Annotated in this window: 23 protein-coding genes and 2 pseudogenes; 13 read left to right on the plus strand and 12 right to left on the minus strand. The window is 70.3% G+C overall.

Annotation, left to right across the window (positions count from 1 at the left end; translation table 11 throughout):
- Positions 1-16: 16 nt before the first annotated feature.
- The gene (locus tag QMO76_RS15600) at positions 17-1,660 is read right to left on the minus strand and encodes an alkaline phosphatase (protein WP_306362022.1); all 1,644 of its coding nucleotides are present in this window, start codon (positions 1,658-1,660) and stop codon (positions 17-19) included.
- A 117-nt stretch (positions 1,661-1,777) separates the two neighbouring features.
- Here QMO76_RS15600 and QMO76_RS15605 point away from each other — a divergent pair, with 117 nt between their 5' ends.
- Positions 1,778-3,124 carry a replication-associated recombination protein A gene (locus tag QMO76_RS15605; protein ID WP_372341982.1) on the plus strand — a complete coding sequence of 449 codons (1,347 nt, stop codon included), beginning with the start codon at positions 1,778-1,780 and terminating at the stop codon, positions 3,122-3,124.
- A 56-nt stretch (positions 3,125-3,180) separates the two neighbouring features.
- Here QMO76_RS15605 and QMO76_RS15610 read toward each other — a convergent pair whose 3' ends face one another.
- Positions 3,181-3,840, minus strand: a complete 660-nt coding sequence (locus QMO76_RS15610; RefSeq protein WP_306362023.1) for a CatB-related O-acetyltransferase — start codon at positions 3,838-3,840, stop codon at positions 3,181-3,183.
- Positions 3,841-3,910: 70 nt separating this feature from the next.
- On the opposite strand from QMO76_RS15610, the gene alaS reads away from it, so the two are divergent.
- The 5 genes from alaS to QMO76_RS15635 all read left to right on the plus strand — a co-directional run bounded on the left by alaS (position 3,911) and on the right by QMO76_RS15635 (position 10,091).
- Complete coding sequence (gene alaS / locus QMO76_RS15615; protein WP_306362024.1) at positions 3,911-6,580, plus strand: alanine--tRNA ligase; 2,670 nt, start codon at positions 3,911-3,913, stop codon at positions 6,578-6,580.
- Between the two features lie 203 nt (positions 6,581-6,783).
- Positions 6,784-7,242: a Holliday junction resolvase RuvX gene (gene ruvX / locus QMO76_RS15620; RefSeq protein WP_306362358.1), complete on the plus strand. Its 459-nt coding sequence runs from the start codon at positions 6,784-6,786 to the stop codon at positions 7,240-7,242.
- Entirely contained in the window at positions 7,239-8,705 is a 1,467-nt protein-coding gene (gene mltG / locus QMO76_RS15625; RefSeq protein ID WP_306362025.1) for an endolytic transglycosylase MltG, read from the plus strand. The genes ruvX and mltG overlap by 4 nt, the downstream gene beginning before the upstream one ends.
- Entirely contained in the window at positions 8,680-9,507 is an 828-nt protein-coding gene (locus QMO76_RS15630; protein ID WP_372341983.1) for a shikimate dehydrogenase, read from the plus strand. Before mltG ends, QMO76_RS15630 begins: the two co-directional genes overlap by 26 nt.
- A 95-nt stretch (positions 9,508-9,602) precedes the next feature.
- Complete coding sequence (locus QMO76_RS15635) at positions 9,603-10,091, plus strand: B-4DMT family transporter (RefSeq protein ID WP_306362026.1); 489 nt, start codon at positions 9,603-9,605, stop codon at positions 10,089-10,091.
- Positions 10,092-10,199: 108 nt separating this feature from the next.
- Here QMO76_RS15635 and aroB read toward each other — a convergent pair whose 3' ends face one another.
- From aroB to QMO76_RS15655, 4 genes and pseudogenes are all read right to left on the minus strand, one after another.
- Positions 10,200-11,318, minus strand: coding sequence for a 3-dehydroquinate synthase (gene aroB, locus QMO76_RS15640; protein WP_306362027.1), 1,119 nt, complete (start codon positions 11,316-11,318; stop codon positions 10,200-10,202).
- Positions 11,319-12,919: 1,601 nt separating this feature from the next.
- A pseudogene (locus tag QMO76_RS15645) lies at positions 12,920-13,405 on the minus strand (shikimate kinase); the annotation flags it as partial.
- Between the two features lie 86 nt (positions 13,406-13,491).
- Complete coding sequence (gene aroC, locus QMO76_RS15650; protein ID WP_306362360.1) at positions 13,492-14,697, minus strand: chorismate synthase; 1,206 nt, start codon at positions 14,695-14,697, stop codon at positions 13,492-13,494.
- Positions 14,698-14,757: 60 nt separating this feature from the next.
- Positions 14,758-15,348: an A24 family peptidase gene (locus QMO76_RS15655; protein ID WP_306362028.1), complete on the minus strand. Its 591-nt coding sequence runs from the start codon at positions 15,346-15,348 to the stop codon at positions 14,758-14,760.
- 150 nt (positions 15,349-15,498) lie between these two features.
- Here QMO76_RS15655 and QMO76_RS15660 point away from each other — a divergent pair, with 150 nt between their 5' ends.
- The 5 genes from QMO76_RS15660 to QMO76_RS15680 all read left to right on the plus strand — a co-directional run bounded on the left by QMO76_RS15660 (position 15,499) and on the right by QMO76_RS15680 (position 18,366).
- The gene (locus QMO76_RS15660; protein WP_306362029.1) at positions 15,499-16,620 is read left to right on the plus strand and encodes a Xaa-Pro peptidase family protein; all 1,122 of its coding nucleotides are present in this window, start codon (positions 15,499-15,501) and stop codon (positions 16,618-16,620) included.
- Between the two features lie 34 nt (positions 16,621-16,654).
- Complete coding sequence (gene efp / locus QMO76_RS15665) at positions 16,655-17,218, plus strand: elongation factor P (RefSeq protein ID WP_306362030.1); 564 nt, start codon at positions 16,655-16,657, stop codon at positions 17,216-17,218.
- Positions 17,219-17,237: 19 nt separating this feature from the next.
- Positions 17,238-17,756 (plus strand): transcription antitermination factor NusB, encoded by a 519-nt coding sequence (nusB, locus tag QMO76_RS15670; RefSeq protein ID WP_306362031.1) that lies wholly within the window; start codon positions 17,238-17,240, stop codon positions 17,754-17,756.
- Positions 17,757-18,014, plus strand: coding sequence for a YciI family protein (locus QMO76_RS15675; protein WP_306362032.1), 258 nt, complete (start codon positions 17,757-17,759; stop codon positions 18,012-18,014). It abuts the gene before it with no gap.
- A gap of 76 nt (positions 18,015-18,090) precedes the next feature.
- A complete protein-coding gene (locus tag QMO76_RS15680; protein WP_306362033.1) occupies positions 18,091-18,366 on the plus strand; it encodes a hypothetical protein in 276 nt (91 codons plus the stop codon).
- 43 nt (positions 18,367-18,409) lie between these two features.
- Here the strand turns inward: QMO76_RS15680 and QMO76_RS15685 are convergent, their stop codons facing one another.
- The 4 genes from QMO76_RS15685 to QMO76_RS15700 form a co-directional block, all read right to left on the minus strand.
- The gene (locus tag QMO76_RS15685) at positions 18,410-19,042 is read right to left on the minus strand and encodes an NUDIX domain-containing protein (RefSeq protein WP_306362034.1); all 633 of its coding nucleotides are present in this window, start codon (positions 19,040-19,042) and stop codon (positions 18,410-18,412) included.
- A 9-nt stretch (positions 19,043-19,051) separates the two neighbouring features.
- Positions 19,052-20,305, minus strand: a complete 1,254-nt coding sequence (locus tag QMO76_RS15690; RefSeq protein ID WP_306362035.1) for an adenylosuccinate synthetase — start codon at positions 20,303-20,305, stop codon at positions 19,052-19,054.
- 11 nt (positions 20,306-20,316) lie between these two features.
- Positions 20,317-21,300, minus strand: coding sequence for a hypothetical protein (locus QMO76_RS15695; RefSeq protein WP_306362036.1), 984 nt, complete (start codon positions 21,298-21,300; stop codon positions 20,317-20,319).
- A 167-nt stretch (positions 21,301-21,467) separates the two neighbouring features.
- Entirely contained in the window at positions 21,468-21,920 is a 453-nt protein-coding gene (locus QMO76_RS15700; RefSeq protein ID WP_306362037.1) for an SgcJ/EcaC family oxidoreductase, read from the minus strand.
- Between the two features lie 223 nt (positions 21,921-22,143).
- Between QMO76_RS15700 and QMO76_RS15705 the strand changes: the two genes are divergently transcribed.
- Positions 22,144-22,713 (plus strand): DUF4334 domain-containing protein, encoded by a 570-nt coding sequence (locus QMO76_RS15705; RefSeq protein WP_306362038.1) that lies wholly within the window; start codon positions 22,144-22,146, stop codon positions 22,711-22,713.
- A 53-nt stretch (positions 22,714-22,766) separates the two neighbouring features.
- The gene (locus QMO76_RS15710) at positions 22,767-23,996 is read left to right on the plus strand and encodes an FAD-dependent oxidoreductase (protein WP_306362039.1); all 1,230 of its coding nucleotides are present in this window, start codon (positions 22,767-22,769) and stop codon (positions 23,994-23,996) included.
- Positions 23,997-24,017: 21 nt separating this feature from the next.
- Here the strand turns inward: QMO76_RS15710 and QMO76_RS15715 are convergent.
- Together QMO76_RS15715 and QMO76_RS15720 are read right to left on the minus strand one after the other, a co-directional pair.
- Positions 24,018-24,311: pseudogene (locus QMO76_RS15715) on the minus strand (aldo/keto reductase); the annotation flags it as partial.
- Between the two features lie 244 nt (positions 24,312-24,555).
- A complete protein-coding gene (locus QMO76_RS15720) occupies positions 24,556-25,185 on the minus strand; it encodes an alpha-ketoglutarate-dependent dioxygenase AlkB (RefSeq protein WP_306362040.1) in 630 nt (209 codons plus the stop codon).
- Positions 25,186-25,192 lie beyond the last annotated feature (7 nt).

Raw genomic sequence — 25,192 nt, forward strand, 5'->3', positions numbered from 1 at the left:
GCGGCGCGTATCCGCGTCAGTCGAGCAGCGGCGCGGTGCGCGGCTCGATCCGCCCGCCCCGGCGCACGGCGAAGGAAGCGCCGTGGCGCACACCGGTATTCGGGTCGGCCACATCGCCGACGTAGAACCAGTCCATCTGTGCCTGCTCGGCGTCCACGTGCAGCACGCCGTAACCGTGTGAATCCACTTCGACGTAGCGCAGGTGGCGGTTCACCGACTGGAGTGCGCCCTCGGCGGCCACCGAGACGGTGCGCGGCGGGGTACGCATGATGTCGCCGACACTCTGCGAGGTCACCGACGGCACGATGAACTCCGCGCCCGCCGTGGGGCTCGCCGGGTAGGTGGCGGCGTCCAGCGGCAGGTCGGCGGCCCAGGAGGAATGGATATCGCCGGTCAGGAACACCACATCGCCGACCTGATTGTCGGTGATCGCGGTGAGCAGGCGCGCGCGGTCGGCGGTGTAGCCGTCCCACTGATCCAGGTTGGCGGGAATGCCGCCCTCCGGAAGGCCGATGAGCTGGGTGAGCGCGGCGGTGGTGGCGGGATCCAGCGGCGGGAAGACCAGCGGCGCGATCATGACCGGATTGCCGACCAGCTTCCAGGTCACCGGTGCGGACACCAAACCATTGGTGACCCAGTCCATTTGGGCCGGACCGGTGATGCTGCGATCGGGAGCGTCCACCTGACGCCAGCCGGGCCCGGCCTGCACCTGCTCGCTGCGGTAGCTGCGCAGATCCAGCATGGACAACTCCGCCAGGGTGCCGAACCGCAGTCGCCGGTAGAGGCGGCCGTCGCCGCCCGAGCGCACCGGCATCCACTCCAGGTACGCCCGCAGTGCCGCCGCCCGGCGCTCCTGCCAATCGCCCTCCGCGCCCGGCGTGTGGTTCTCCGCACCGCCCGCCCACGCGTCGTTGGCGGTCTCGTGGTCGTCCCAGATGCAGATGAACGGCAAGGCGGCGTGCAGGCTCGCCAGATCGGGGTCGGTCTTGTACTGGGCGTGGCGAATGCGGTAGTCGGCCAGCGAGACGATCTCGTTCGCGGGCTGGTGCAGCCGCGCGGAGCCGAGTCGGCCGCCGTATTCGCCCGCCGCGTACTCGTAGAGGTAGTCCCCTAGATGGATGACGGCGTCGAGATCGGTGCGGGTGGCCAGGTGCCGGTAGGCGCTGAAGAATCCGGCCTCCCAGTTGGCGCAGGAGGCGACGCCGAAGCGCAACCGGTCGGGGGTGTGACCGGGGTCGGGGGCGGTGCGGGTGCGGCCGACCGGCGAACTCTGGTCCAGGGCGGTGAAGCGGTAGTGGTAGTCGCGGCCCGCGGCCAGGCCCGAGACGTCCACCTTCACGGTGTGATCGGAATCGGCGGTGGCCGTGTGGGTGCCGGAGGCGACGATCGTGCCGAACCCCTCATCGTCGGCCACCTCCCAGCGGACCCGCACCGGGTCGCCCAGGCCGGAGCCGGGGGTGGCCTCGGCCGACGGGGTGACGCGGGTCCACAGGATCACCCCGTCCGGCAGCGGATCGCCGGAGGCCAGACCGTGCTGGAACACCGGATGCGCGGCGTGGGCGGGGGCCGTGGTGAGCAGGGTGGCCGCGACGGCCGCGGTGCTGCCCTTGAGTACGGTGCGTCGGTCGAGCCGGGCGGAGTTGATCTCGGGGAGAGGCACGGCAACGATCTCACCCGATCGGTATGCCGGAGGCAAACTTGGACGCGTGAATTATTGGTGACGGGGTGCGGACCTGCGCGTCCGGATGTGTCGGGGCGCCTCGGTAGGGTTTCGCCTGTGAGTGAAGGGCTGTTCGACGCACCAGGGGCCGAGCCGGTGTCCGACGAGTTCACCTCGTCCTCGCCCACCGCCGATCGCTTCGCACCCCTGGCCGTGCGCATGCGGCCGCGGAGTCTGGACGAAGTCGTCGGGCAGCGGCACCTGCTCGGCGCGGGATCGCCGCTGCGCCGGCTCATCGAGGGCTCCGGCGCGGCCTCGGTGCTGCTGTTCGGCCCGCCCGGCACCGGCAAGACCACCCTCGCCTCGCTCATCTCGCAGGCCACCGGGCGGCGCTTCGAGGCGCTGTCCGCATTGTCGGCGGGGGTGAAGGAGGTGCGCGCGGTCATCGACGTGGCGCGGCGGCGGCTGCTGCACGGCGAGCAGACCGTGCTGTTCATCGACGAGGTGCACCGGTTCTCCAAGACCCAGCAGGACGCCCTGCTCGCCGCCGTCGAGAACCGCATCGTGCTGCTGGTGGGCGCGACCACCGAGAATCCGTCGTTCTCCGTGGTGTCGCCGTTGCTGTCGCGTTCGCTGGTGCTGCAACTGCAATCGCTCACCGCCGACGAGGTGCGCGAGGTGCTGCGCCGGGCGGCCGCGGATCCGCGCGGTCTGGCGGGGGAGTACACCGTCACCGACGCGGCGCTCGACCACATCGTCCGCATCGCGGGCGGCGACGCCCGGCGCGCGCTCACCGCCCTGGAGGCCTCCGCCGAATCCTCGCTGGACGGCACGGTCGACGTGGATCTGGTGGAGGCCAGCGTCGACAAGGCCGCCGTCCGCTACGACCGCGCCGGTGACCAGCATTACGACGTCATCAGCGCCTTCATCAAATCCCTGCGCGGCTCTGATGTGGACGCCGCCCTGCACTACCTGGCCCGCATGATCACCGCGGGCGAGGATCCGCGATTCATCGCCCGCCGCTTGATGATCCAGGCCAGTGAGGAGGTCGGCATGGCCGACCCCACCGCGCTGCAGACCGCCGTGGCCGCGGCACAGGTCGTCCAGCTCGTCGGCATGCCCGAGGCGCAACTCGCGCTCACCCAGGCCACCATCCACATCGCCACCGCCCCCAAATCCGGCGGCGTGGTCAAGGCCATCGGCAAGGCCATGTCCGATATCTCCGCGGGCAAGGCGGGCGCGGTGCCCCCGCATCTGCGCGACGGCCACTACTCCGGAGCCAAGGTCCTGGGAAACGCCCAGGGCTACAAGTACCCCCACGACCACCCCGACGGCGTCCTCACCCAGCAGTACCCACCCGACGAACTGATCGGCGTCGACTACTACGAGCCCACCGACCACGGCTACGAACGCGAGATCGGTTCCCGTGTCACCAAACTGCGCCGCATCGTCCGCGGCGGCTGACGCGGAGCCGCGTCGAGTGCACGTCCTGGCCGTCCGCCGGTTCGGCCCCGCGCGGACTACGCGCCAACGAGCCCGTTCCCGAGTGCGATCTTCTCGATGTCCCGCGGGGTGCCCGCCATGATGTCGCGCACGTGCGCGGTGATGAGTTCGACCGGCCAGTTCCACCAGGCCGCGCGGAGCAGCCGGGCGACGTCCTCGTCGGGGTAGCGCTGTTTGACCGGCTGGGCCGGGTTGCCGCCGACGACGGTGTAGGGCGGGACGTCGGCGGTGACGACCGCGCCGGTGGCGATGATGGCACCGTCGCCGATGCGGACGCCGGGCATGATCAGGGTGTTGTAGCCGAACCAGACGTCATTGCCGACGACGGTGTCGCCCTTGCTGGGGATGGACGTGAGGATGTCCATGGTCTCCTCGGCCCAGGTGCCGCCGAAGATGGTGAAGGGGAAGGTGGACACGCCCAGGGTGGGGTGGTTGGCCCCGGCCATGATGAAACGGGTGCCGGTGGCGATCGCGCAGAATTTGCCGATCACCAGTTTCTCCGGGCCGAAGGCGTAGAGCACATTGCGGTTCTCGAAGTCGGTGGCCGCGTCCGGATCGTCGAAGTAGGTGTAGTCGCCGACCTCGATCTTGTCGGACTCGACATGCGGCTTCAGGAAGACGGTCCGGTCGGTGTGTGGCAGCGGGAAGGGCGTTGATGGGTCCGGAATCACAGTCACCGGGCGATGGTAGCCATCCGGCGGTGGTCGCCGAAAACCCGCTGGACCGGCAACGGTAGGCTGGATAGTTGTGCAGACCCACGAGATTCGACGGCGCTTCCTGGAGCATTTCGTTCGTGCCGGACACACCGAGGTACCCAGTGCCTCGCTGGTCCTGCCCGACCCCAACCTGCTGTTCGTCAACGCGGGCATGGTCCAGTTCAAGCCGTATTTCCTGGGCCAGGAGGCACCGCCGTACACCCGGGCGACCAGCGTGCAGAAGTGCGTGCGCACCGGTGATATCGAAGAGGTGGGCGTCACCACCCGGCACAACACGTTCTTCCAGATGGCGGGCAACTTCTCCTTCGGCGACTACTTCAAGGAGGGGGCCATCACCCTCGCCTGGGAGCTGATCACCAAGTCCCAGGAGGAGGGCGGCTTCGGCTTCGATCCCGAGCGCATCTGGGTCACCGCCTACGAATCCGATCCGGAGGCGGCCGAGATCTGGCACCGCGTCGCCGGCATTCCGACCGAGCGCATCCAGTTCCGCGACGGCAAGGACAACTACTGGGATATGGGTGTGCCCGGTCCCGGCGGCCCCTGCTCGGAGATCTACTACGACCGCGGTCCGGAATACGGCGAGGAGGGCGGCCCGGTCGCCGACGAGGACCGCTACCTCGAGATCTGGAATCTGGTGTTCATGCAGGACATCCGCGGTGAGCAGAGCCCCAAGCAGGGGTTCAAGCCGGTCGGATCGCTGCCCAAGAAGAACATCGACACCGGTATGGGCGTCGAGCGCGTCGCCATGCTGTTGCAGGGCGTGGAGAACGTCTACGAGACCGATCTGCTGCGCCCCATCATCGACAAGGCCGAAGAGCTGACCGGCCGCTCCTACGGCGTGGAACACGCCGACGACGTGCGTTTCCGCGTGATCGCCGACCATGTGCGCAGCTCCGCCATGCTCATTGCCGACGGCGTGAACCCGGGCAACGACGGCCGCGGCTACGTGCTGCGCCGCCTGCTGCGCCGCATCGTGCGCTCGGCCCGCCTGCTCGGCGCGGAGAAGCCGGTGATGGCCGAATTCATGAAGGTCGTCAGCGATCTCATGGCGCCGTCGTATCCGGAGCTGTCCACCGACTACAAGCGCATCGAGACGGTGGCCGTCGGCGAGGAGACCGCCTTCCTCAAGACGCTGAACACCGGCTCCAAGCTGTTCGACGAGACCGTCGAGCAGGTGAAGGCCAAGGGCGGCAGGAAGATCGCCGGTTCGGACGCCTTCACATTGCACGACACCTATGGTTTCCCGATCGATCTGACCCTGGAGATGGCGTCGGAGGCCGGGCTCGAGGTGGACGAGGCGGGTTTCCGCTCGCTGATGGCCGAGCAGCGTCAGCGCGCCAAGGAGGACGCGGCCGCGCGCAAGCACGCGCACGCGGATCTGTCGATCTACAAGGAACTGGTCGATCGGGGCGCGACCGAGTTCACCGGGTTCGACGAGTTGACCTCGGAGGCCACGGTGTTGGCGTTGATCGCCGATGGGGTGCGGGTGCCGGTGGCCGAGGCCGGGTCCGAGGTCGAGGTGATCCTGGACCGCAGCCCGCTGTATGCCGAGGCCGGTGGTCAGATCGCCGATCGCGGCACCATCACCTCCTCGCACGGGGTGAAGGTGCGTGTCAATGATGTGCAGAAGATCGCCAAGAAGCTGTGGGTGCACAAGGCCACCGTCGAGGCCGGGCAGCTCACCGAGGGCGATACCGTGCTGGCCCAGGCCGATCCGGCGTGGCGGCGCGGCGCGACCCAGGGCCATTCGGGCACGCATATGGTGCACGCCGCGCTGCGGCAGGTGCTCGGCCCCAACGCGGTGCAGGCCGGTTCGCTCAACAAGCCCGGCTACCTGCGGTTCGACTTCAACTGGCAGGGCCAGCTGTCCGAGCAGCAGAAAGCCGATATCGAGGCCGTGTCCAATGACGCGGTGGGCGCGGATTACGCGGTGAACACCTTTGTCACCGATCTGCCCAAGGCCAAGCAGATGGGCGCGCTGGCGCTGTTCGGGGAGAACTACGGCGACGAGGTGCGCGTGGTGGAGATCGGCGGGCCGTTCTCCATGGAGTTGTGCGGTGGTACGCACGTGGCGCATTCCTCGCAGATCGGTCCGATCACCGTGCTCGGTGAGTCCTCGGTCGGGTCCGGTATCCGCCGCGTGGAAGCCTTCGTCGGGCTCGACTCGTACCAGTATCTGGCCAAGGAGCGGGCGCTGCTGGCCGGTGTCGCCTCTTCGTTGAAGGTGCCCTCGGAAGAGGTGCCCGCGCGGGTGGAGCAGTTGGTGGAGCGGCTCAAGGTCGCCGAGAAGGAACTCGAGCGCACCAAGATGGCCGCGGTGCTGTCCTCGGCGGGGACGTTCGTGGACGCCGCGCAGCGTATCGGTGAGGTGCTGCTGGTCGCCGAGGCCGCGCCCGAGGGCGTGGGCGCGGGTGATCTGCGCACTCTGGTCTCCGATATCAAGGGCCGTTTCGGCACCCAGCCCGCCGTGGTGGTGCTGCTCGGTAATGCCGACGGCAAGGTGCCGTTCGTGGTCGCGGTGACCAAGGCCGCCCAGGAACTCGGTATCAAGGCCGGTGACCTGGTCGGCTCCTTCGGACCCAGCATCGCCGGACGCGGTGGCGGCAAGCCGGAGATGGCGCAGGGCGCGGGCTCCGACCCGTCGGGAATCGCGGCCGGGCTGGCCGCGGTGCGCGCGCGGGTGGCCGAGCTCGCGGGCTGATGGCCGAATCCGATTCACCCCGGCCGGGCGTCCACGGCGACGCCCGACCCGCACCGGGCGCGCATGCGCCGCGGGCCGAATCCGGCGCGGCTCCGGGCCGGGACACACCGGACGCGCCGCGTCGTGAACCGGCCGCCGGATCGGCGTCGGCGACAGCACCGTCACGTCCCGACCTCGCCCGGGATCCGGGCCGAGGGCGGCGGATCGGCATCGATGTCGGCACCGTGCGCATCGGCGTCGCGGCCTCGGATCCCGACGGCATCCTCGCCACGCCCGTGGAAACCGTGCACAGGGCGAAACAGATACCCAAGGGTGCGATTGCCCCCGAACTCATCCGCATTGCGGATATTGTGCGGGAGTACGAGGCCGTCGAGGTGATCGTCGGTCTGCCGCGCACGCTGCGCGGCGAGAACGGATCGTCGGCCAAGCTCGCCACCGTATTCGCTGAGCGTTTGCGGCGACTGATAGCTCCCGTGCCGGTGCGGCTTTCCGACGAACGTTTGACTACGGTGTCAGCTGCACGCGCGTTGCGGGACAGTGGAGTTCGCGCGCGTGGGCAGCGGCGGGTCATCGATCAGGCGGCCGCCGTATCGATCCTGCAAGGCTGGTTGGACGAACGGAGTGCGCTTGTGAAGTCGGTCGACCGCGGGGATGATGCATGACGGACCGCTGGACTCGAGCCGAGGAACGCTACCGGCAGGACGCCGAGCGTCGATACCGTCGCGACGATCTCGACTGGGACGACGTGGCCGACGACTACGAGGACGACACCACCGTCATCCCGCGCTACACGGACGCCGACGAGCCGCCGCGCCCGAACACCATGCGGCGCGCCGGGGACCGGTCCCGGCGTGCCGAATCCGGCTCGGAGACAGGTGCGTCCGGACGGCGCGCGGGTGCGCGTGGCGGTGCCGCGGGCGGACGCCCCGGCTCCCGCTCGGGGGCGCAGCGCGGCCGCCGCTCCTCACGGGTGGCCTCGCGCAAGGCGGCCGAGCGCAAGCGGCGGCGGCGCAATATCTGGATCTTCAGCTTCGTCTTCGCCGTACTGTTCGCCGGCGCTGCCGGATTCGCGCTGCTGAAGGTGATGAACCGGTACACCCCGCCGGAGGATTTCGCCGGACCGACCGGTCCGGCCGCGGTGGTCCGCGTGCATCCCGGCGAAACCGCAAGCGATATCGCCGAAACCATGTACGACAAGGGCATCGTCGCCAGTACGGCCGCCTTCTACGAGGCCGCGGTCAAGAGCGACGGCATGAACTCGCTGCAACCCGGCTTCTACGCCATCCCGACCCACAGCCCGGCCGCCGACGCGGTGGCGGCCCTGGTCGGCAACTCCTCGCGGGTCGGCAATGTGGTGCTGTCCGAGGGACGACAACTGCACGACTCCACCGATGTGCACACCGGCGCGCGCAAGGACGGCATCTACCGCAAGATCGCCGACGCCAGCTGCATATCGGACAAGTGCGTCAGCTATGAGCAGCTGGAGGCGGCGGGCGCGGGCGATCCGGTCGCGCTCGGGGTGCCGGAATGGGCGCTGGAACGGGTGCGCACCGTACCCGACCGCACCCGTCAGCTGGAGGGCCTGATCGCCGCGGGCACCCTGGACTTCGATCCCAGCGGCACCCCGGAACAGATCCTGAAGCAGCTGGTGTCGGAGAGCGCCGCGCGCTACGAGGAGACCGGCCTGCTGCAATCCGGTGACGCCAACGGACTCACCCCGTACGAGACCCTGGTCGCCGCCTCGCTGGTGGAGCGCGAAGCCCTGCCGAACGATATGTCGAAGGTGGCGCGGGTCATCGTGAACCGCCTGGAGGTGGGGCAGCCGCTGCAATTCGACTCCACGGTCAACTACACCCTCGACAAGACCGAGGTCGCCACCACCGACGCCGACCGGGCCCGCGAGACACCGTGGAACACCTACGCCATGTCCGGCCTGCCCGCCACGCCGATCTCCGCGCCGTCGCTGGATGCGTTGCGCGCCATGGAGAACCCCGAACCGGGGCCGTGGCTGTACTTCGTGACCATCGACAAGCAGGGGACCACCCTGTTCACCGAGAGCTACGGTGAGCACCTGCGCAATATCACCAAGGCCCAAGAAAGTGGAATTCTCGACAGTGGACGGTGAGGTTCGCCGGGCGGCCGTGCTGGGCAGCCCGATATCGCATTCCCGCTCGCCGCAGCTGCACCTGGCGGCATACCGTGCGCTCGGTCTGGACTGGACCTATGAGCGCGTCGAGTGCACCGCGGAGCAGCTGCCCGGATTCGTCGACGGGCTCGGACCCGAATGGGTGGGCCTGTCGGTGACCATGCCCGGCAAGGTCGCGGCCCTCGACTACGCCACCGAGCGCACCGACCGGGCCGAACTCGTCGGCTCCGCCAACACCCTGGTGCGCACCGACACCGGGTGGCGCGCGGACTGCACCGATGTGGACGGGGTGCGCGGGGCGCTCGAGGGCGGCGGTGTCGCGGAGGTGGCGCGGGCGGTGGTGCTCGGCGCGGGCGGCACCGCGCGACCCGCCTTGCTGGCGCTGGCCGACCTGGGCGCGCACACCGTCACCATTGTCGCCCGGGACCGGGGGCGGGCGGCCGACACCCTGGATCTGGCGGCGCGGCTCGGCATGTCGGCCGAGGTCATCGGCTTCGACCCGGAGGCACTGGGTTTCGTGTGCTCCGACGTCGATGCCGTGGTCAGCACGGTGCCCGCGGCCGCGGCGGCGACCGTGGCGGACGCGGTGGCGCAGGCGCCGGTGGTGCTCGACGCCATCTACGACCCGTGGCCCACCCCGCTCGCCGAGGCCGTGGCGCACGCCGGGCACACCGTGGTGAGCGGACTGGAGATGCTGCTGAACCAGGCATACGGCCAGGTGGAGCAGTTCACCGGGAAGCCGGCTCCGCGGGCGGCGATGGCGGCCGCGCTGGAATCGTGAGCGCCGTCCTCACCGTCGCCGCGCTGCGCGAATGAGCGAAATTCTGTAACGGGTTCCAGTTCAGTGCCGGGGCCGGACAGGCTAGGGTGATCGACATGAATGCGTGGGTGTTGCGCGCCGTGGGTCTCGGAGCGCTGACCGTGGTGCTGCGTACCGTGCTCGGCTTCGCCATGGTGTATTGGCCGACCAACGGCTCCTGGATGCGCCCCCTGGGCCTGCTCGTCCTCATCGCCGCCGTCATCGCCTGGGGCTACCTCGACGGCCGCGCCGACGCCACCTCCGGGACCGGCGACGACCTCACCATGCGCTGGCTGAAGGCGGGGCTGGCGGGCGGCATCGGCGGTGGCGCGGTGGCCTGGCTGCTCGACTTCCTGCCCGAGTTCGACCTCGGCGATCAAGGGCTGCTGTTCGAGCTCACCTTCGGGGCGTCGTTCATCATCCTGCTGATCTTCATCCCCGGTGTGCTCGGCGTGGCCCTCGGCCGCTACCTGGTGCGCCGCAAGGAGAACGGCGGCGGTTCGGACGCCGACACCGGTTCCGAGGCCGACACCATCGCACTGACCAAGGACTCCGCCAACGCCTGAGCGACGAACGCTTGCCGGCCGCCCCACGCTCGCGCGCGGGCGGCCGTGTCGTTTGCGGTGTTCGGCCATCGGCGGTTCCGCGGACGTGGAAGGGGCCGCGGAACCTTCTCAGAGCAGAATCGCTCCGCCGGCGGGGTTCTCGTTGCGGGCGACCGCGGAGTAGGCGGCGGCCATGAGCGAGGGGTCCGGGCCCTCCAGGCGGCCCGGCTTGGCGAGGCCGTCCAGGATCACGAAGCGGATGACGCCGGAACGGGTCTTCTTATCGGTCTGCATGGACTTCAGCAGTTCCGGCAGCGCTTCGGCGTCGTAGCTGATCGGCAGGCCGATGCTGGACAGGATGGCCGCGTGGCGGTCGGCGGTGGCATCGTCGAGGCGGCCCGCCAGCCGGCCCAGTTCGGCGGCGAACACCAGGCCGACGGAGACCGCCGCACCGTGCCGCCAGCGGTAGCGCTCCCGGCGCTCGATGGCGTGGCCCAGCGTGTGGCCGTAGTTCAGGATTTCGCGGAGATCGGATTCCTTCAGGTCGGCGGCCACCACATCGGCCTTGACCTGGATGGCGCGGCGGATCAGTTCGGGCAGCACCTCGCCGGTCGGGTCGAGCGCGGCCTGCGGATCACGCTCCACCAGGTCGAGAATGACCGGATCGGCGATGAATCCGGCCTTGATGATCTCGGCCATGCCCGCGATGATCTCGTTGCGCGGCACGGTTTCCAGCGTGGCCAGGTCGACCATGACGGCCGACGGCTCGTGGAAGGAGCCGACCAGATTCTTGCCCGCCTCGGTGTTGATGCCGGTCTTGCCGCCGACCGCCGCGTCCACCATGGCCAACAGGGTGGTGGGAACGTGGACGATGCTCACGCCGCGCATCCAGGTGGCGGCCACGAAACCGGCCAGATCGGTGGCCGCGCCGCCGCCCAGGCTGATCACGACGTCCTTGCGGGTCAACCCGATCCGGCCCAGCACCTCCCAGCAGAACCCGGCCACCGCCAGATCCTTACCGGCCTCGGCGTCCGGAATCTCGACCCGGTGCGCGTCGACCCCCTTGTCGGCCAGGGCCTGCCGCACCACCTCGGCGGTCTCGGCCAGCGGCGGCTGATAGAAGATGGCCACGGTCCGCACGCCGGACCTCCCGGTCACCTGCTCGACCAGATCGCCCAGCAGTCCGCGCCCGATGATCACCGGATACGGGTCGGCCGTGCGGACGTCGATACGGGTCGGCTCGCTCATCAGTGCTCCGATTCTTCTCGTGCGAATTGTGCTGGGCTCTCACCCGGGTCCCGCTGCTCGGCCCGCGTCTCCCGGGCCCGCCGCGCCCGCGCCCGTCGAGCCCGCGCCCGCCGGGAACGGCTCGGCGGAGGGGAGTCGGCCGCACCCGGCCCATCGGCCCCGCCGGGTGCGTTGGGCGTACCGGGTGCGTTGGGCGTACCGGGTGCGTTGGGCGTACCGGGTGCGTTGGGCGCACCGGGTCCGTCGGCCGCACCGTGTCCGTCGGGCGTACCGGGTGCGTTGGGCGTACCGGGTGCGTCGGGCGTACCGTGTCCGTCGGCCGCACCGTGTCCGTCGGGCGTACCCGGCCCGCTGGGCGCACCCGGCGTTTCAGCGATGTTCGGGGTAGCGGTGCCGCTCGGTGTGTCTGCGTCATGCGGGCCACGCGGCCCAACGGTGGCACCGGCGGTGTCTGCCGGGAAGCCCGCCGCCGTGTGCGCGACTATCGGTCCGCCCGCACTGTCCGACCGTCGGCGGTCGGCCGAATCCCGGTCGCCGCCGGGTGTATTCACGGTGGCCCGGCGGGAATCGCCGGGTGTGTGGGCGTGGGCCTGGGGGGAATCGGATGCGTGGTCGGCTCGCGTCGTGCTGTCACGGTGATGTTCACGGCCGTGGGCTGATTCATCGTTGCCGCCGGGCGCGGTGGCGGTGGCCCGGCCGGGGGTGCCGAACTCTTCCGACGGTGCCTGCCGTGGCTCGGTCGGTGTCGGCTGTGTCCGCGTCGCGGTGTCTTGGTGTGCCGAATGAACCCGTGATCCTGTGGCTGATCCGGATGTCGTTGCGGCGGCGGGTATTCCGGTTTCCGCCGACGTTGTCTCGGCCGGTGCGACGGTGGCGGCCGGGCCGGTGGGGCGCGTCGCGCGTCGCGATCGGCGGCGGCCGGTGGGACGGGCGGGATTCGTTATGCCGTCGCCGGAGCCGCCCGCGCTCGTGTCGGTCGGTGCATTGGAGGTGGTTCGCGCGTCGGCGGCGGTGGGTGCGTCGGCCGCGGTTGGTGCGTCGGTCGGGACTGGCGTGGCAGTTGTGGAGGCCGTGGCGGTGATCGTGCCGGGCGCGGATGTCGCGGTGGGCGCTGCGGTCGTGGCCCCGGCGCTGCCGCTCGTGGCCCCGGCGCTGCCGCTCGTGGTCGCGGCGCTGCCGCTCGTGGTTGCCTCGTGGTTGCGGCGGCGACGTGAGCGGCGGTTGCGGCGTTTGCGCTTCGGAGCGGCGTCGGGGGCGCCTTCGGTGCTCGGGCCGGACGCTTGATCGCTGTGGTGGGCGGCCCGGGCGGATGAGCGGGCGGAATCCGAATCCGCTACGGCGGCAGGTGGAGTCGTGCCGAGTGCGGCGGTGGGCGCAGCTGCGCTGGACGAGTCCGACGTGGCCGAGGTCGATGTGGCCGGGCCGGAGTCGGCCGGATCAGCGGTGGCCGGGGACGAGGTGGCGGCGTCGGCGGCCGCCGCGGTGGTCTGCGCGTCGCCGCGGCGGCGGCCGCGTCGGCGTCGGCGGCGGGCTCGGGAGCGGCCGCTCGGGGCGGGGCCGGTGGGTTCGGTGGGGGCCGGCTTCTCGGTGGGTTCGATGCCTAGCTTGGCCAGGATCATCCGGACGACGCGGCCGGGGCTGCGGCCGTCGGTGCGGACGCGGATGGTCGCCACCTCGCGGTAGAGGGGGCGGCGGATCTTCATGAGTTCGCGGTACTTCGCGGCCGGATCGTCGCCGGTGAGCAGGGGGCGGTTGGTGCTGGCCCCGGTGCGCCGGAGCCCTTCGCCCACACTGATTTCCAGGTAGATGACGGTGCGGCCGCGCAGCACCTCGCGGGTGGCGGCGGACAGCACCGACCCACCGCCGAGGGAGATGACCCCGTGCCGGGCGAGCACGGCGTCGCGGACCACCTCTTCCTCGATCCGACGAAACTCGGGTTCACCGTCGGCGGCGAAGATCTCCGGGATGGTGCGCCCGGTGCGCTCCTCGATACCGGCATCGGTGTCGTAGAGCTCCAGGCCCAGTTCGCGGGCCAGCTTGCGGCCGATGGTCGACTTGCCGGCACCGGGCGGACCGACCAGCACCACCGAGAGCGCGTGCGCCGCATTCCCGGTCGTCGATTCCGTCTCCGTCGGGGCCGCCGCGGCGGCCTCCGACGGATCGGTCGCATCGGTCACTGCGGTGTATTGCCCGGAATATGCGGCCGGGCGTTGATGCGCTTCAGGTAGCTGTTGAGGTTGTCGACGGTCTCGGCCAGCGAGTCGCCCCCGAACTTCTCCAGCGCGGCCTGCGCGACCACCAGGGCCACCATGGCCTCGGCCACCACACCCGCGGCGGGCACGGCGCACACATCGGAGCGCTGGTGAATGGCCACCGCCTCGCCGCCGGTGGACATATCGACGGTGGACAGCGCCCGCGGCACCGTGGAGATGGGCTTCATGGCCGCGCGCACCCGCAGCGCCTCGCCATTGGTCATCCCGCCCTCGAGTCCGCCCGCGCGGTTGGAGGAGCGCAGCACGCCGTCGGGGCCGGGCTTCATCTCGTCGTGCGCCTGGCTGCCGCGGCGGCGCGCGGTCTCGAAACCGTCACCCACCTCGACACCCTTGATGGCCTGAATACCCATGAGGGCGGCCGCGAGTCGCGCGTCGAGACGGTCCTGGCCGCTGATGAACGAACCCAGGCCGATGGGCAGGCCCTCGACCACGACCTCCACCACACCGCCGAGGGTGTCGCCGTCCTTCTTGGCGGCCTCGATCTCGGCGATCATGGCGGCCTCGGCGTCGGCGTCGAACGCGCGCACCGGGCTGGCGTCGATGGCGTCGAGATCGGCGGCGGTCGGCACCACGCCGGTGGTGTCGGCCGCGGTGCCGATGGAGACCACATGCGAGATCACCTCGACCCCGAGGGCCTGGCGCAGGAAGTTCTTGGCCACGGTGCCCGCGGCGACGCGCGCGGCGGTCTCGCGGGCGCTGGCGCGCTCGAGCACATTGCGGGCGTCGTCGAAGCCGTACTTGAGCATGCCCGAGTAGTCGGCGTGCCCGGGCCGCGGCCGGGTGAGCGGGGCGTTGCGTGCCAGCTCGGCCAGTTCGGCCTCGTCCACCGGGTCGGCGGACATGACCTGGGTCCACTTGGGCCACTCGGAGTTGGCCACCTCGATGGCGACCGGGCCGCCCATGGTCTTGCCGTGGCGCACACCGCCGACCATGGTGACCGCGTCGGCCTCGAATTTCATGCGTGCACCGCGGCCGTAGCCGAGGCGGCGCCGGGCCAGCTGCGCGGCTACATCGGCGGAGGTCACCTCGACACCGGCCACCATCCCCTCGAGGATTGTGACGAGAGCAGGGCCATGGGATTCTCCGGCAGTTATCCAGCGCAACACGGGCACCATCTTTCCATGAGAATGCCGCTGCCCCGACACGCGGTCCGGCATACGGCGACGTCAGCGTGTCAGCATGATCGCCGCCACACTCGCCGCGCACATGGCGGCACCGTGCGCGAGGGGCGCGAGCGGGGCCGCGTCGCCCGCACGGGTGCCGCTCGGTCGGCTCCTGCGCGCGAGGCGGTCCGGTCCCGCCCGCCCGGTGTGGCCTACCGAAACCACCCGCCCGGCGGGGCCCAGTCGTTCGTGAGCGTGGGGACGTGGTTCGTGAGTGTGTGGACCGCGGGACAGCGGTCGCCGGGCGAGCAGCGCTCCCGTGCCCGCCAGGGCCGTGAGCAGTGGTGCGCCCACCGCCGCCCACGTCCACGCCGATGCCCCCGCGAGTGCGCACGCAGCGCCCAGGCCGAGCGCGAGTTTCACGTCACCGGCCCCGAGCGCGGTCGGCATCGCGAGATGAACGAGCGCGTAGGGAAGTGCGAGTAGCAGTGCACCCGCCAGCGCGATCGGCCATCGCCCGTCGAGCCACGCGTAGCCGAGCACCAGTGCCGCGCCCGGCAGCGTCAACGCGTTCGGAAGCCGTCGGTGGCGCAGGTCGGCGGCACTGAGCGCAGCGCACCAGAGGAGCAGTCCGAGCAGCGGGATCGTGTCCATGCCCCCGAGCATCCCGCGCCGTGGCCCGGTGTGGGCGGCGCGAACGCGAAATGTGGATAACCAGTTCAGATGTGAACAACCCCTGCTGCGACCTGGCGAATCCACGTGTTGCGGGTCGGTGTCGCCGCGCGTCGGCTGTAACTTGGACGCATGGCTGATCACGATCCGGGCCCGCGTCCCGACTACGCACTGCGGCGGTCCGCGCTGCGGGACCTGCTGGTGGAGAACCGGGTCGACGCGCTGCTGGTGACCGACCTGATCAATATCCGCTACCTGACCGGATTCACCGGATCCAATGCCGCGCTGCTGGTGTACGCCTGGGATACCACCGAGGACCGCACCGTCATCTGCACCGACGGCCGCTACCGCACCCAGGTGGCCGAGCAGTCGCCGGACCTGCGGGCGGAGATCAACCGGGCCAGTGCGCGCCGCGTCGTCGAGCTCGCGGGGGAGTGGCAGACCGGCAGGGTCGGCTTCGAGAGCCATATCGTCACCGTCGAACAGCACCGCGCCTTCCTGGCACAGGCCACCGGCCTGGATCTGGTCCCGGTCTCGGGCCTGGTCGAGCAGCTGCGCATGGTCAAGGACGCCTTCGAGGTGCAGCGGCTGGCGGCCGCCTGCACCGCCGCCGACACCGCGCTGGCCGCCCTGCTGGAACGCGGCGGCCTGCGCCCCGGCCGCACCGAACGCCAGGTGGCCCGTGAACTGGAATGGCTCATGTTCGAACACGGCGCGGAGGCCGTCGCCTTCGAGACCATCGTGGCCACCGGTGCGAACTCGGCTGTCCCGCATCACCGGCCGACCGGGGCGGAATTGGCCACCGGCGACTTCGTGAAGATCGATTTCGGGGCCGTGGTCGGCGGCTACCACTCCGACATGACCCGGACCTTCGTCCTCGGCCGGGCCTCGGACTGGCAGCGCGAGATCTACGACCTGGTGCTGCGCGCCCAGCGGGCGGGCCGTGAAGCACTCGCACCCGGGGTGGCGACCAAGGCGGTGGATGCCGCCTCCCGCGCGGTCATCGAGGCCGCGGGCCATGGCGATCTGTTCGTGCACGGCCTCGGACACGGCGTCGGCCTCCAGATCCATGAAGCACCCGGAATCGCCAAAACGGGCACAGGTACACTGCTGGATGGCGTGGCGGTGACCGTCGAGCCAGGTGTGTATTTCCCCGGCCGCGGCGGTGTCCGGATCGAGGATACGCTCGTGGTTCGCAAGGGGGGCCCCGAACTGCTCACCCACACCAGCAAGGACCTGACCGTCGTCGACTGACGCGGTTGCCCGACTATGAGGAGATCCGAAGACAGTGGCGGACACCAGCGACTTCAAGAACGGCCTCGTGCTGAAGATCGACAATCAGCTCCAGCAGATCGTCGAGTTTCAGCACGTCAAGCCGGGTAAGGGTCCCGCCTTCGTGCGCACCAAGCTGAAGAACGTCATCTCCGGCAAGGTCGTCGACAAGACCTTCAACGCGGGCGTCAAGGTCGAGACCGCGACCGTCGACCGTCGCGATATGACCTACCTCTACCACGACGGCTCGGACTACATCTTCATGGACGGCGAGACCTTCGACCAGATCCACCTGGGCGAGAACATCGTCGGCAAGGCGGGTGGCTTCCTGCTGGAGAACATGGGCGTGCAGATCGCCATGTACGAGGGTGAGGCGCTGTTCATCGAGCTCCCGGTCTCCATCGAGGTCGAGGTCACCCACACCGAACCGGGCCTGCAGGGCGACCGCTCCAGCGCGGGCACCAAGCCCGCCACCATCGAGACCGGGGCCGAGGTGCAGGTGCCGCTGTTCATCAATGTCGGCGACAAGCTCAAGGTCGACACCCGCGACGGCAGCTACATCAGCCGCGTCAACTCCTGACGCGCGGATAATGGTGACCGTGGCCGATCAGCCCGTGGACAAGAAGTCGAACTACAAGAAGCTGGGTGCGCGGCACAAGGCGCGCCGCCGCGCGGTGGACCTGCTGTTCGAGGCCGAGGCTCGCGATATCGATCCGGCGGAACTGACCGCCGAGCGAGTGGCGCTGGCCCTGCGCGATGACGCGGTCGCGCCCGTGAACCCCTACACCCGGGTGCTGGTCGAAGGCGTGGCCGACGATCTGGACCGGGTGGACGCCACCATCGAGTCCTATCTGCAGGACTGGGCGCTGTCGCGGCTGCCCGCCGTGGACCGCGCCATCCTGCGGGTGGCGGTGTGGGAGTTGTTCCACGCCAACGACGTTCCGCCGGTGGTGGCGGTGGACGAGGCGGTGGAACTGGCCAAGGAGCTGTCCACCGACGATTCCCCGTCCTTCGTCAACGGCGTGCTCGGCCGCGTGGTGGAGGTGGCCCCGCAGGTGCGCGCCGCCGCCGCGGCCACCCGTGCCAGCGCCCCCGCCGACCCGCCCGACGAGGCGTAAGTGCGCAAGTATCTCGTACTGGCCATGCGCACCCCGCGCTTCGACCGGTCCGTCGTCGAACCGCATCGAGCCTGGCTCGATGCGGTTCGCTCGCGTGGACAGCTCGTCGAGACCGGCGCGTTCACCGACGGCTCCGGCGGCGCATACGTGATCACCGCCGAAAACCTGGACGCCGCACGCGAACTCGTCCACACCGACCCAATCCACACCACCGGTGCTTCGGAACTCACCGTCTACGAGTGGGAGATCACCGGCTGAGTTCCGCTGGTCGCCATCGCCGAAGGCCCGCCCCGGCGCGCCCGCCGGTGCGCGCCTGCTCGCCTTCTTCGACGCCATGACCGTCATCATGGCCGAGAATGTCGAACTGACCGCGGCCTCCGCGAGCATGCCCCCGCACCCGCGCGTGGCGGAGTTCCACGGCACCTGGGATCGCCACATCACCGCACTGCTGCGCGAGGTGCGGCCCGATATCGACGCGGATTCCGTTGCCCGCCTGCTGTTCAGCGCGGTGGGCAGCGACGTGGCCCGTGCGATGGCCCGCGGAGGCGAGACCGATCGGCTGCGCGCGGCCGTGCGTGACATGGTCACGGCCGTGCTGCGTGAGCCGTGAATCGCGCGCCGTAGGAGCGTGCCGTACAGGCGGGGTGACGACGCTACGTCGACGGCTCGAACGCCCAGACCGCGGCCGGGCGGCCGGTCGCTTTGACCCGCACGCGTTCTCCGGTGCGGGTCAGGCCGGGGAGGGCCGCCAGGGTGCGGTTGAGGTTGCCGGGGTCGGGGCGGGTGCCGTCGAGGGCGGTGGTGAGGTCGACGGCGCGGGTGGCCGGGAAGTGATCGCCCACCAGTGCCCTGGTGAAGGTGAGGTCCTTCCAGAGCAGGGCGGCGAGGAGGGTGCGGGCGGTGTCGACGATGCGGTTGTGGTCGAAGGCCAGCGGTGGCACCCGGTCGAACGGCACCCATTCGGTGCCGGGGTCGCCGCGCTCGGTGACCACCGCCCACATGGCGATGGACAGGGTCGGTCCGCGCGGGTCGCGGTTGGGTTCGTCGAAGGTGGCGAGTTGGCCGACCGCGGCGATGGCGGCCTCGGGGACACCGAGTTTGGTGTGGACGGCGCGGCGGGCGGCGGTGGCCAGTCGTTCACCGCGGTGCAGCAGCACCCCGGGCAGCGCGAGCGCACCGGCGAACGGATCCCATTGCCGGGCCGCGATGCCGATCGTGACGGTGCTGTCGTCGCGCCCGTAGCGCAGCGCGACGACGTCGAGTGATACGGCCGATTGCTGCTCCACGGCGATCCATCATGCCGCAGTCCGCGACCGGATCGTGCGCGCGGTGCGGTCGGGCCCGTCGGCGGTGAGCACCACGGGCACGCCGAGGCGGTGTTCGAGGTGGTCGGGGATCGATCCGGGCAGCTCCGCCAGCACCGGCACGGCGGCGGTGAGCGCGTCGGTGAGCCGCCGCTGATGGTCGAGATCCCGCCAGGGGCCACATTCGATGCGGTCGACGAAGCCGTCGGCGGTGAGATATCCGGTGGCCGTGCGGATATCGCCCACGGTGTCGAGATGGTTCACGGCGAGCCCGTCGATCCCGCCGCACGCGTCCACGGCGTAGCGCAGCAGGATCGGGTCGAGATGCCCGCGCCGGAACGCGCCCTGATACCGCCCGAACCCGTTGTGCGGCTCGGGCAACGTCAGCGCCGGATCCTCGGTGGGGAACGGTCCCGCACCGTGGCGGGTCTGATAGGCGCGGGTCACGCCGAGCACATAGCCGGGCGCGCCGAGGCGGGCGAGCATGGCGCGGGCATGGCGCGGCTCCACCGTCGACCACGTGGTGTACGGGTGCAGGCCACGCCATTCGTCCAGCAGCACGCCCTGCGCACCCTCGAAGACCAGACGACCCGCGGCCGCCGCATCGGCGAGCCGAGCATCCGGCACGATGGCGACGCTGCGGGCGAATTCGGTGTAGACCTCGACCAGCGCGTCCACCGGTTCGTGGCGGTGCGCCCCACCGTCCAGCAGCGGACGGTAGTGCTCGGCCAGCGCGACGAGCTTGCGGCGCAACACATCCGGTCGCAGGCAGTCGGCAACGCGCGGCGCGTCGTGGGTGAGTGCGTAGTGCGCCGTCTCCCCGATGCCGATACCGCAGGAACCGTGCCGGGCGGCACCCCTCGCATCCTCCCGGCAGCGGTTGGCGGCACCGTGGACGGGTGTGGTCAGCAGCGCCCGCCCGTCCACGGACAGCAGCGACAGCGGATCGGCGACGCCGAGCGCCGCCAGCGCGCGGGCCTCGGTGGCGAGGGCGATCGGCTCCACCAGCATGTGCCGCGACAGCAGGGTCGGGACGCCGGACAACGTCCCGGACCCGAACTGCCGGAAGGTGTGCCGGCGGCCGCCCGCGACCACGGTGTGCGCGGCCTGCGCACCACCGTTGAAACGCACCACGGCCGCCACGTCCAATCCCGTCTCGGGTGCGCACAGCCAGTCCACGGTGGCGCCCTTCCCGGCGTCACCGAAGCCGAGATCGACCACGATGAGGTGACTGTCACCGAACATGCTGTCGCCCTTCAGCTTCCGAACGGGACGTCGTCTTCGGTGCCGGCGGGCCGGGCTCCGGCGCCGCGTCCACGCGGGTGTGTGCCCATGGGGGCGAGCGCCTTCCGGACGGCGGCGGCCTCGGTGCCGGAGCCGATATCGCGCAGATCCGCCAGCCCCGCGCCCAGCTCCACGCGGTCCTCGCCGATGCCGATGGTCAGCGCGATGAGTTCGCACACCGCCGCGGGATCGTCGAGGCGCAGGAACCGTTCACCCAGCACACCCCGCCAGTGTTCGGCGATCTCCGGGTCACGGTAGTAGCTGGACCGATTCGGCAGGATGTAGTACACATGCCAGCGGTCGGCCAGCTCCCGATACACCGACTGCACCGAAATGTCCTGCCGCACATCGTCGCCGATGACAGCGCGAATGTGCCGCGCGGCCAGGCGAGGCTTGTTCAGCTCGTCACCGACGATGAACAGATAGCCCTTCTCGCCGCGCTTCTCCCAGGCGTCGGTGGCGGTGTGGCGGGCGATGAAATACGCGGCCAGTTCATAGCTTTCGGACTTCTGCCCGCCACCGCCACCCTCCAGCAGGATGAGGCGCAACTGCTCGTCCATCCGATTGTCGGATTCGAACTGCCCCACCTGGAGGGGCACGCGGTCGCAGTCGGCGTCGCCGATCGCGCCGAACAGGATCTGCGGGTCCTCGGCATATCCCTTGCGCTGCAACAGGCCGTGCAGCCTGCCGAGCTTCTCCTGCATGATGCGCGGTACCACGCGCATCGACCCGGTGACATCGAACAGCACCGCGATGGGCAGCGACCGCCCGTGCTCCTCGGAGTCGCGCGATTCCCGGACCGTGACGCCCACGGGGTCCAGGTCCGGGTGCGCCGTCCACTGGTCCCAGGGCGTGGACCGCATGGCCGCGGTGTAGCCGAAGTCGTCGAGTCCGCGCGCGGCGCGGAAGGTGCGGGCGGCGGCGTACGCGCTGTCGTCCCAGTGGCCGTAACCCATGATGATCACTGTCCTTTCGAGAATGCGACTCGCACCGCCGCCATGTGTTTTAGGCTAGATGACTAAAACGAAGTCCGCCAGCGGATCGGTCAAGTTTTCGTCGCTTGGACAAAATTGAGCCCCGGCCGGGGGTGTACGAGGACCGGCCGGGGCTCACCGGAGCCGTGCTACTCGGCCCGGGGGATCAGGGTGTTCTGCCGCGCCACCACCCACCAGCGGCCACTCTCCTTGACCAGTACGTAGATCGCGACCATGGCGTGATCGACGTCGATGAGCGCGCCGCTCGCATCGGTCGCCCGCGCCCCCTTGTGCGCGATGGCGACATCCGGGCGCGGGAAGCGGACGTCGAGCACGTCGTAGCGCACGTACTGGTCCTTCAGGAATCCGGCCAGCCCGGCCCGGCTCGCCGCCAGCACGTCGTCCCGCCCGTACTGCAACACCCCGACGGCATTGCCCACCACCGCATTGCGCGCCAGGTCGGCCACCATCAGTTCGGCGTCATTGGTGTTGTACGCGGTTTCCACCCGCTTGATGATCGCCTCGATAGCCGCCCGATCCCCGTCGTGATCCACACCGGCATCCTCGACAACCGGCGCGATCGCGCTCTCCGTCCCGTTCATGCACCCGAGTCAACTTCCTCAACCGCACTCGAGGTCAACGCATCCGCCTGAGTCGATCCTCACACCGACCCGCCCCGTCGACGCTCGAGCAGCGCCCCGAGATCACCCCGGAACCGCTGCTCGAGCAGAGCGCGCTCCGTCGGCGGTCGGCGTATGGGGTGGGGGTCTGGCGTCGCTGAGATATTGTGTGTTGAATTGTTTCATTCACTCGGTGTGGAGGCTGATGGTGATTCGGCGATCGGGAGTCGATGGAGCGGAGCGGCTGCGGGAGCTGCGGGGTGGGTGTACGCCGGAGCAGGCGTGGCAGCTGTTCGACACCTTGCCCACCGTGCGGGTGGAGGAGATCACCGACGGGCTGTGGCGTGGGGACGAGCTGGATACCGGGCATCCGTGGCGGGGCGTGCTGGTCGAATCCGGGTGGTACGGCAAGCGGTTCGACAGCGCGGACGCGGTGCAGCCGCTGGTGTTCAGCACCCCTGGCGGGGAGCTGTTCCCGGTGGATCCGCGGCGGGTGCCGTTGTTCCTGGCGGGGAAGGTGCCGGCCGTGTCACTGCGGCCGGTGCGGCGGTCGCTCGGTGTGCTGCGGCCGCTGCTGCGTGTCGGTACGCCGCGCGCCCGCCTGCGTGACCTGGAATTCCGTGGAAAGTCCAGCGCCGCGATGATCTACGATCACCTGCCGATCATCGATATCTTCCGGCGCGTCGACGCCGACACGCTGCTCGGGGTCATGGATATGCGCGGACCGGCGCAGCCGTACTTCTTCCTGCTGTTCCGGGACTCGCGCACCCGATAGCGTCACTACCATCGGCGGGGACGGTGGAATTTCCGACTCGGGAGGGGTACCCGATGGAACACACGACCTGTCTCGTCGTCGGCGGTGGCCCGGCGGGAATGGTGTTGGGGCTGTTGCTGGCTCGTGGCGGGGTCGAGGTCACGGTGCTGGAGAAACACGGTGACTTCCTGCGCGACTTCCGCGGGGACACCGTGCATCCCACCACCCTGGAACTGCTCGACGAACTCGGGCTCATGGACGAGTTCGCGAAATTGCCGCAGCGGCGGCTGCATTCGGTGCAGCTGCCGATCGGCGGGACGATGCGGACCGTCGCCACATTCGACCGCATTCCGGGGCGATACCAGTACATCGCCATGGTGCCGCAGTGGGATCTTCTGGATCTGCTGGCGCGCGCGGGGGACGCCGAACCCACCTTCCGGTTGCGTATGCGCACCGAGGCGATCGATGTGCTGCGCGCGGACGGCCGGGTGGCGGGAGTGCGCTACCGCACGAAAGACGGTGCGGAAGGCGAGATCCGGGCCGATCTCACGATCGCCTGCGACGGCCGCGACTCGACGCTGCGGCGGTCGGTCGGTCTCGGGTCGCGACGCTGGGCCACGCCGTTCGACGTGTGGTGGTTCCGGTTGCCGCGCAACGACACCGATCCGGCGGGCGCGGTGCCGGTGCTCGCCGCCGACCGGGTGGCCGTCATGCTCGATCGCGGCGACTACTGGCAGACGGCGACGCTGATCGGCAAGGGCACCGATCCCGCCCTGCGCGCGGGTCCGGTCGGCGAGATCACGAACAGCATGGCCGACGTGGTGCCCTGGCTGGCCGACCGCCGCGACGCCCTCACCGACTGGGACGAGGTGAAACTGCTCGATGTGCAGCTCGACCGCCTGGACCGGTGGTACACCGACGGCCTGCTCTGCATCGGCGACGCCGCGCACGCCATGTCCCCGGTCGGCGGTGTCGGGATCAACCTCGCCGTACAGGATGCGGTTGCGGCGGCGCGCATCCTGACGCCGAGACTGCGCACCCGCGGCGTGACGACCGCGGATCTGCGCCGGGTGCAGCGCAGACGCATCGTGCCGACCGCGGTCACCCAGGCCATGCAGCGCTTCGCCCACGCCAATGTCATCGAACCGGCCGTGCGCGGCCGGGTGAATCTGTCGAACGCCGACCGGGTACCGCTGGCCCTGCGCATCTTCCGCCGCATTCCGATCGTCCGCGGCATCCCGCCCTTCCTGGTCGGCCGGGGCGTATTACCCGAGCACGCCCCGGAATTCGCCAGGCGACCCTGAAAAGTCGGGCGGCCCCGCTGATTACGCCGCTACCGCGGGACGTGCGACGGCCGACAGCCGCTCGAACTGCTCGTCGTTCAGCGTCACGCCCGCCGCGGCGATATTCTCCTCGAGATGCGCCGGCGAGGTGGTGCCCGGAATCGGCAGGATGGTGGGGGAGCGGCGCAGCAGCCAGGCCAGCGCAGTCTGGGCCGGAGTCGCCCCGATCTCCGCGGCCACGGCCGCCACCGGGCCATCCGGCGCGGCATGCGCGCCCATGGCGACCGGGAAGAACGGAATGAACGCGATCCCTTGTGCGGCCGCGTAATCCACCACATCCGCATGGTGCGGTTACGTCGGGGTGGAACCCCGCCCTGTGGCGGTGCATTCCCGCCCGTCCTCGGCCTTCTCATCGCGGTCGGCGAAACCGCACGCACGGACCTGTTCCCCCGCGTGACCGTGGACGGCGGACAGGGAGGTGCGGCGCGCTCGAAGCGAGCGGTGGCGACGGTGGTGGGCGGGCGGCTGTTCTTGCGACGAACGTCAGAGCTGGAGGGTGCTCCAGTGCGAGGCCGCGTGCTCAGCGCACCCCGCGCGGGCGGAATTGGATGCTGATGCGGGGGCCGACCGGGCGGCGGGTCTTCGGCACGGCGTGTTCCCAGGTGCGCTGGCACGAGCCGCCCATGACGATCAGATCGCCGTGCCCGAGTGGGTAGCGAATGCTCGCGCCACCGCCGCGCGGCCGCAGCAGCAGGGGCCGCGCCGCGCCGACCGACACGATGGCGACCATGGTGTCGTGAGCGGCCCCGCGCCCGATGGTGTCGCCGTGCCAGGCGACACTGTCGCCGCCGTGCCGGTAGTAGCACAGGCCCGCGGTGCGGAACGGCTCCCCGAGTTCCCGGCGGTAGTACGCGGTCAAGGCGTCGCGGGCCTGGTCCAGTACCGGATCCGGCAGGGCGCGATCCTCCTCGTAGAAGCATTGCAGCCGGGGCACGTCCACCACCCGGTCGTACATCGGCCGCCGGTCCGCACGCCACGGCACCTCGCCGGCCAGCCGCTCGAACAGCGCGTCCGCGCCGGTGAGCCAACCGGGCAGCACATCGACCCACGCCCCGTCGGACAGCACGGTGCGGCGCAGACCCGACAACGAGCCCGGGGACACCTCATTGTCGAAGCCGTCGAGCAGGGACCCCTGCCATGGAGTGGACATGTCAGTG

This window comes from Nocardia sp. CC227C, assembly GCF_030767025.1.
Lineage (GTDB): Bacteria > Actinomycetota > Actinomycetes > Mycobacteriales > Mycobacteriaceae > Nocardia.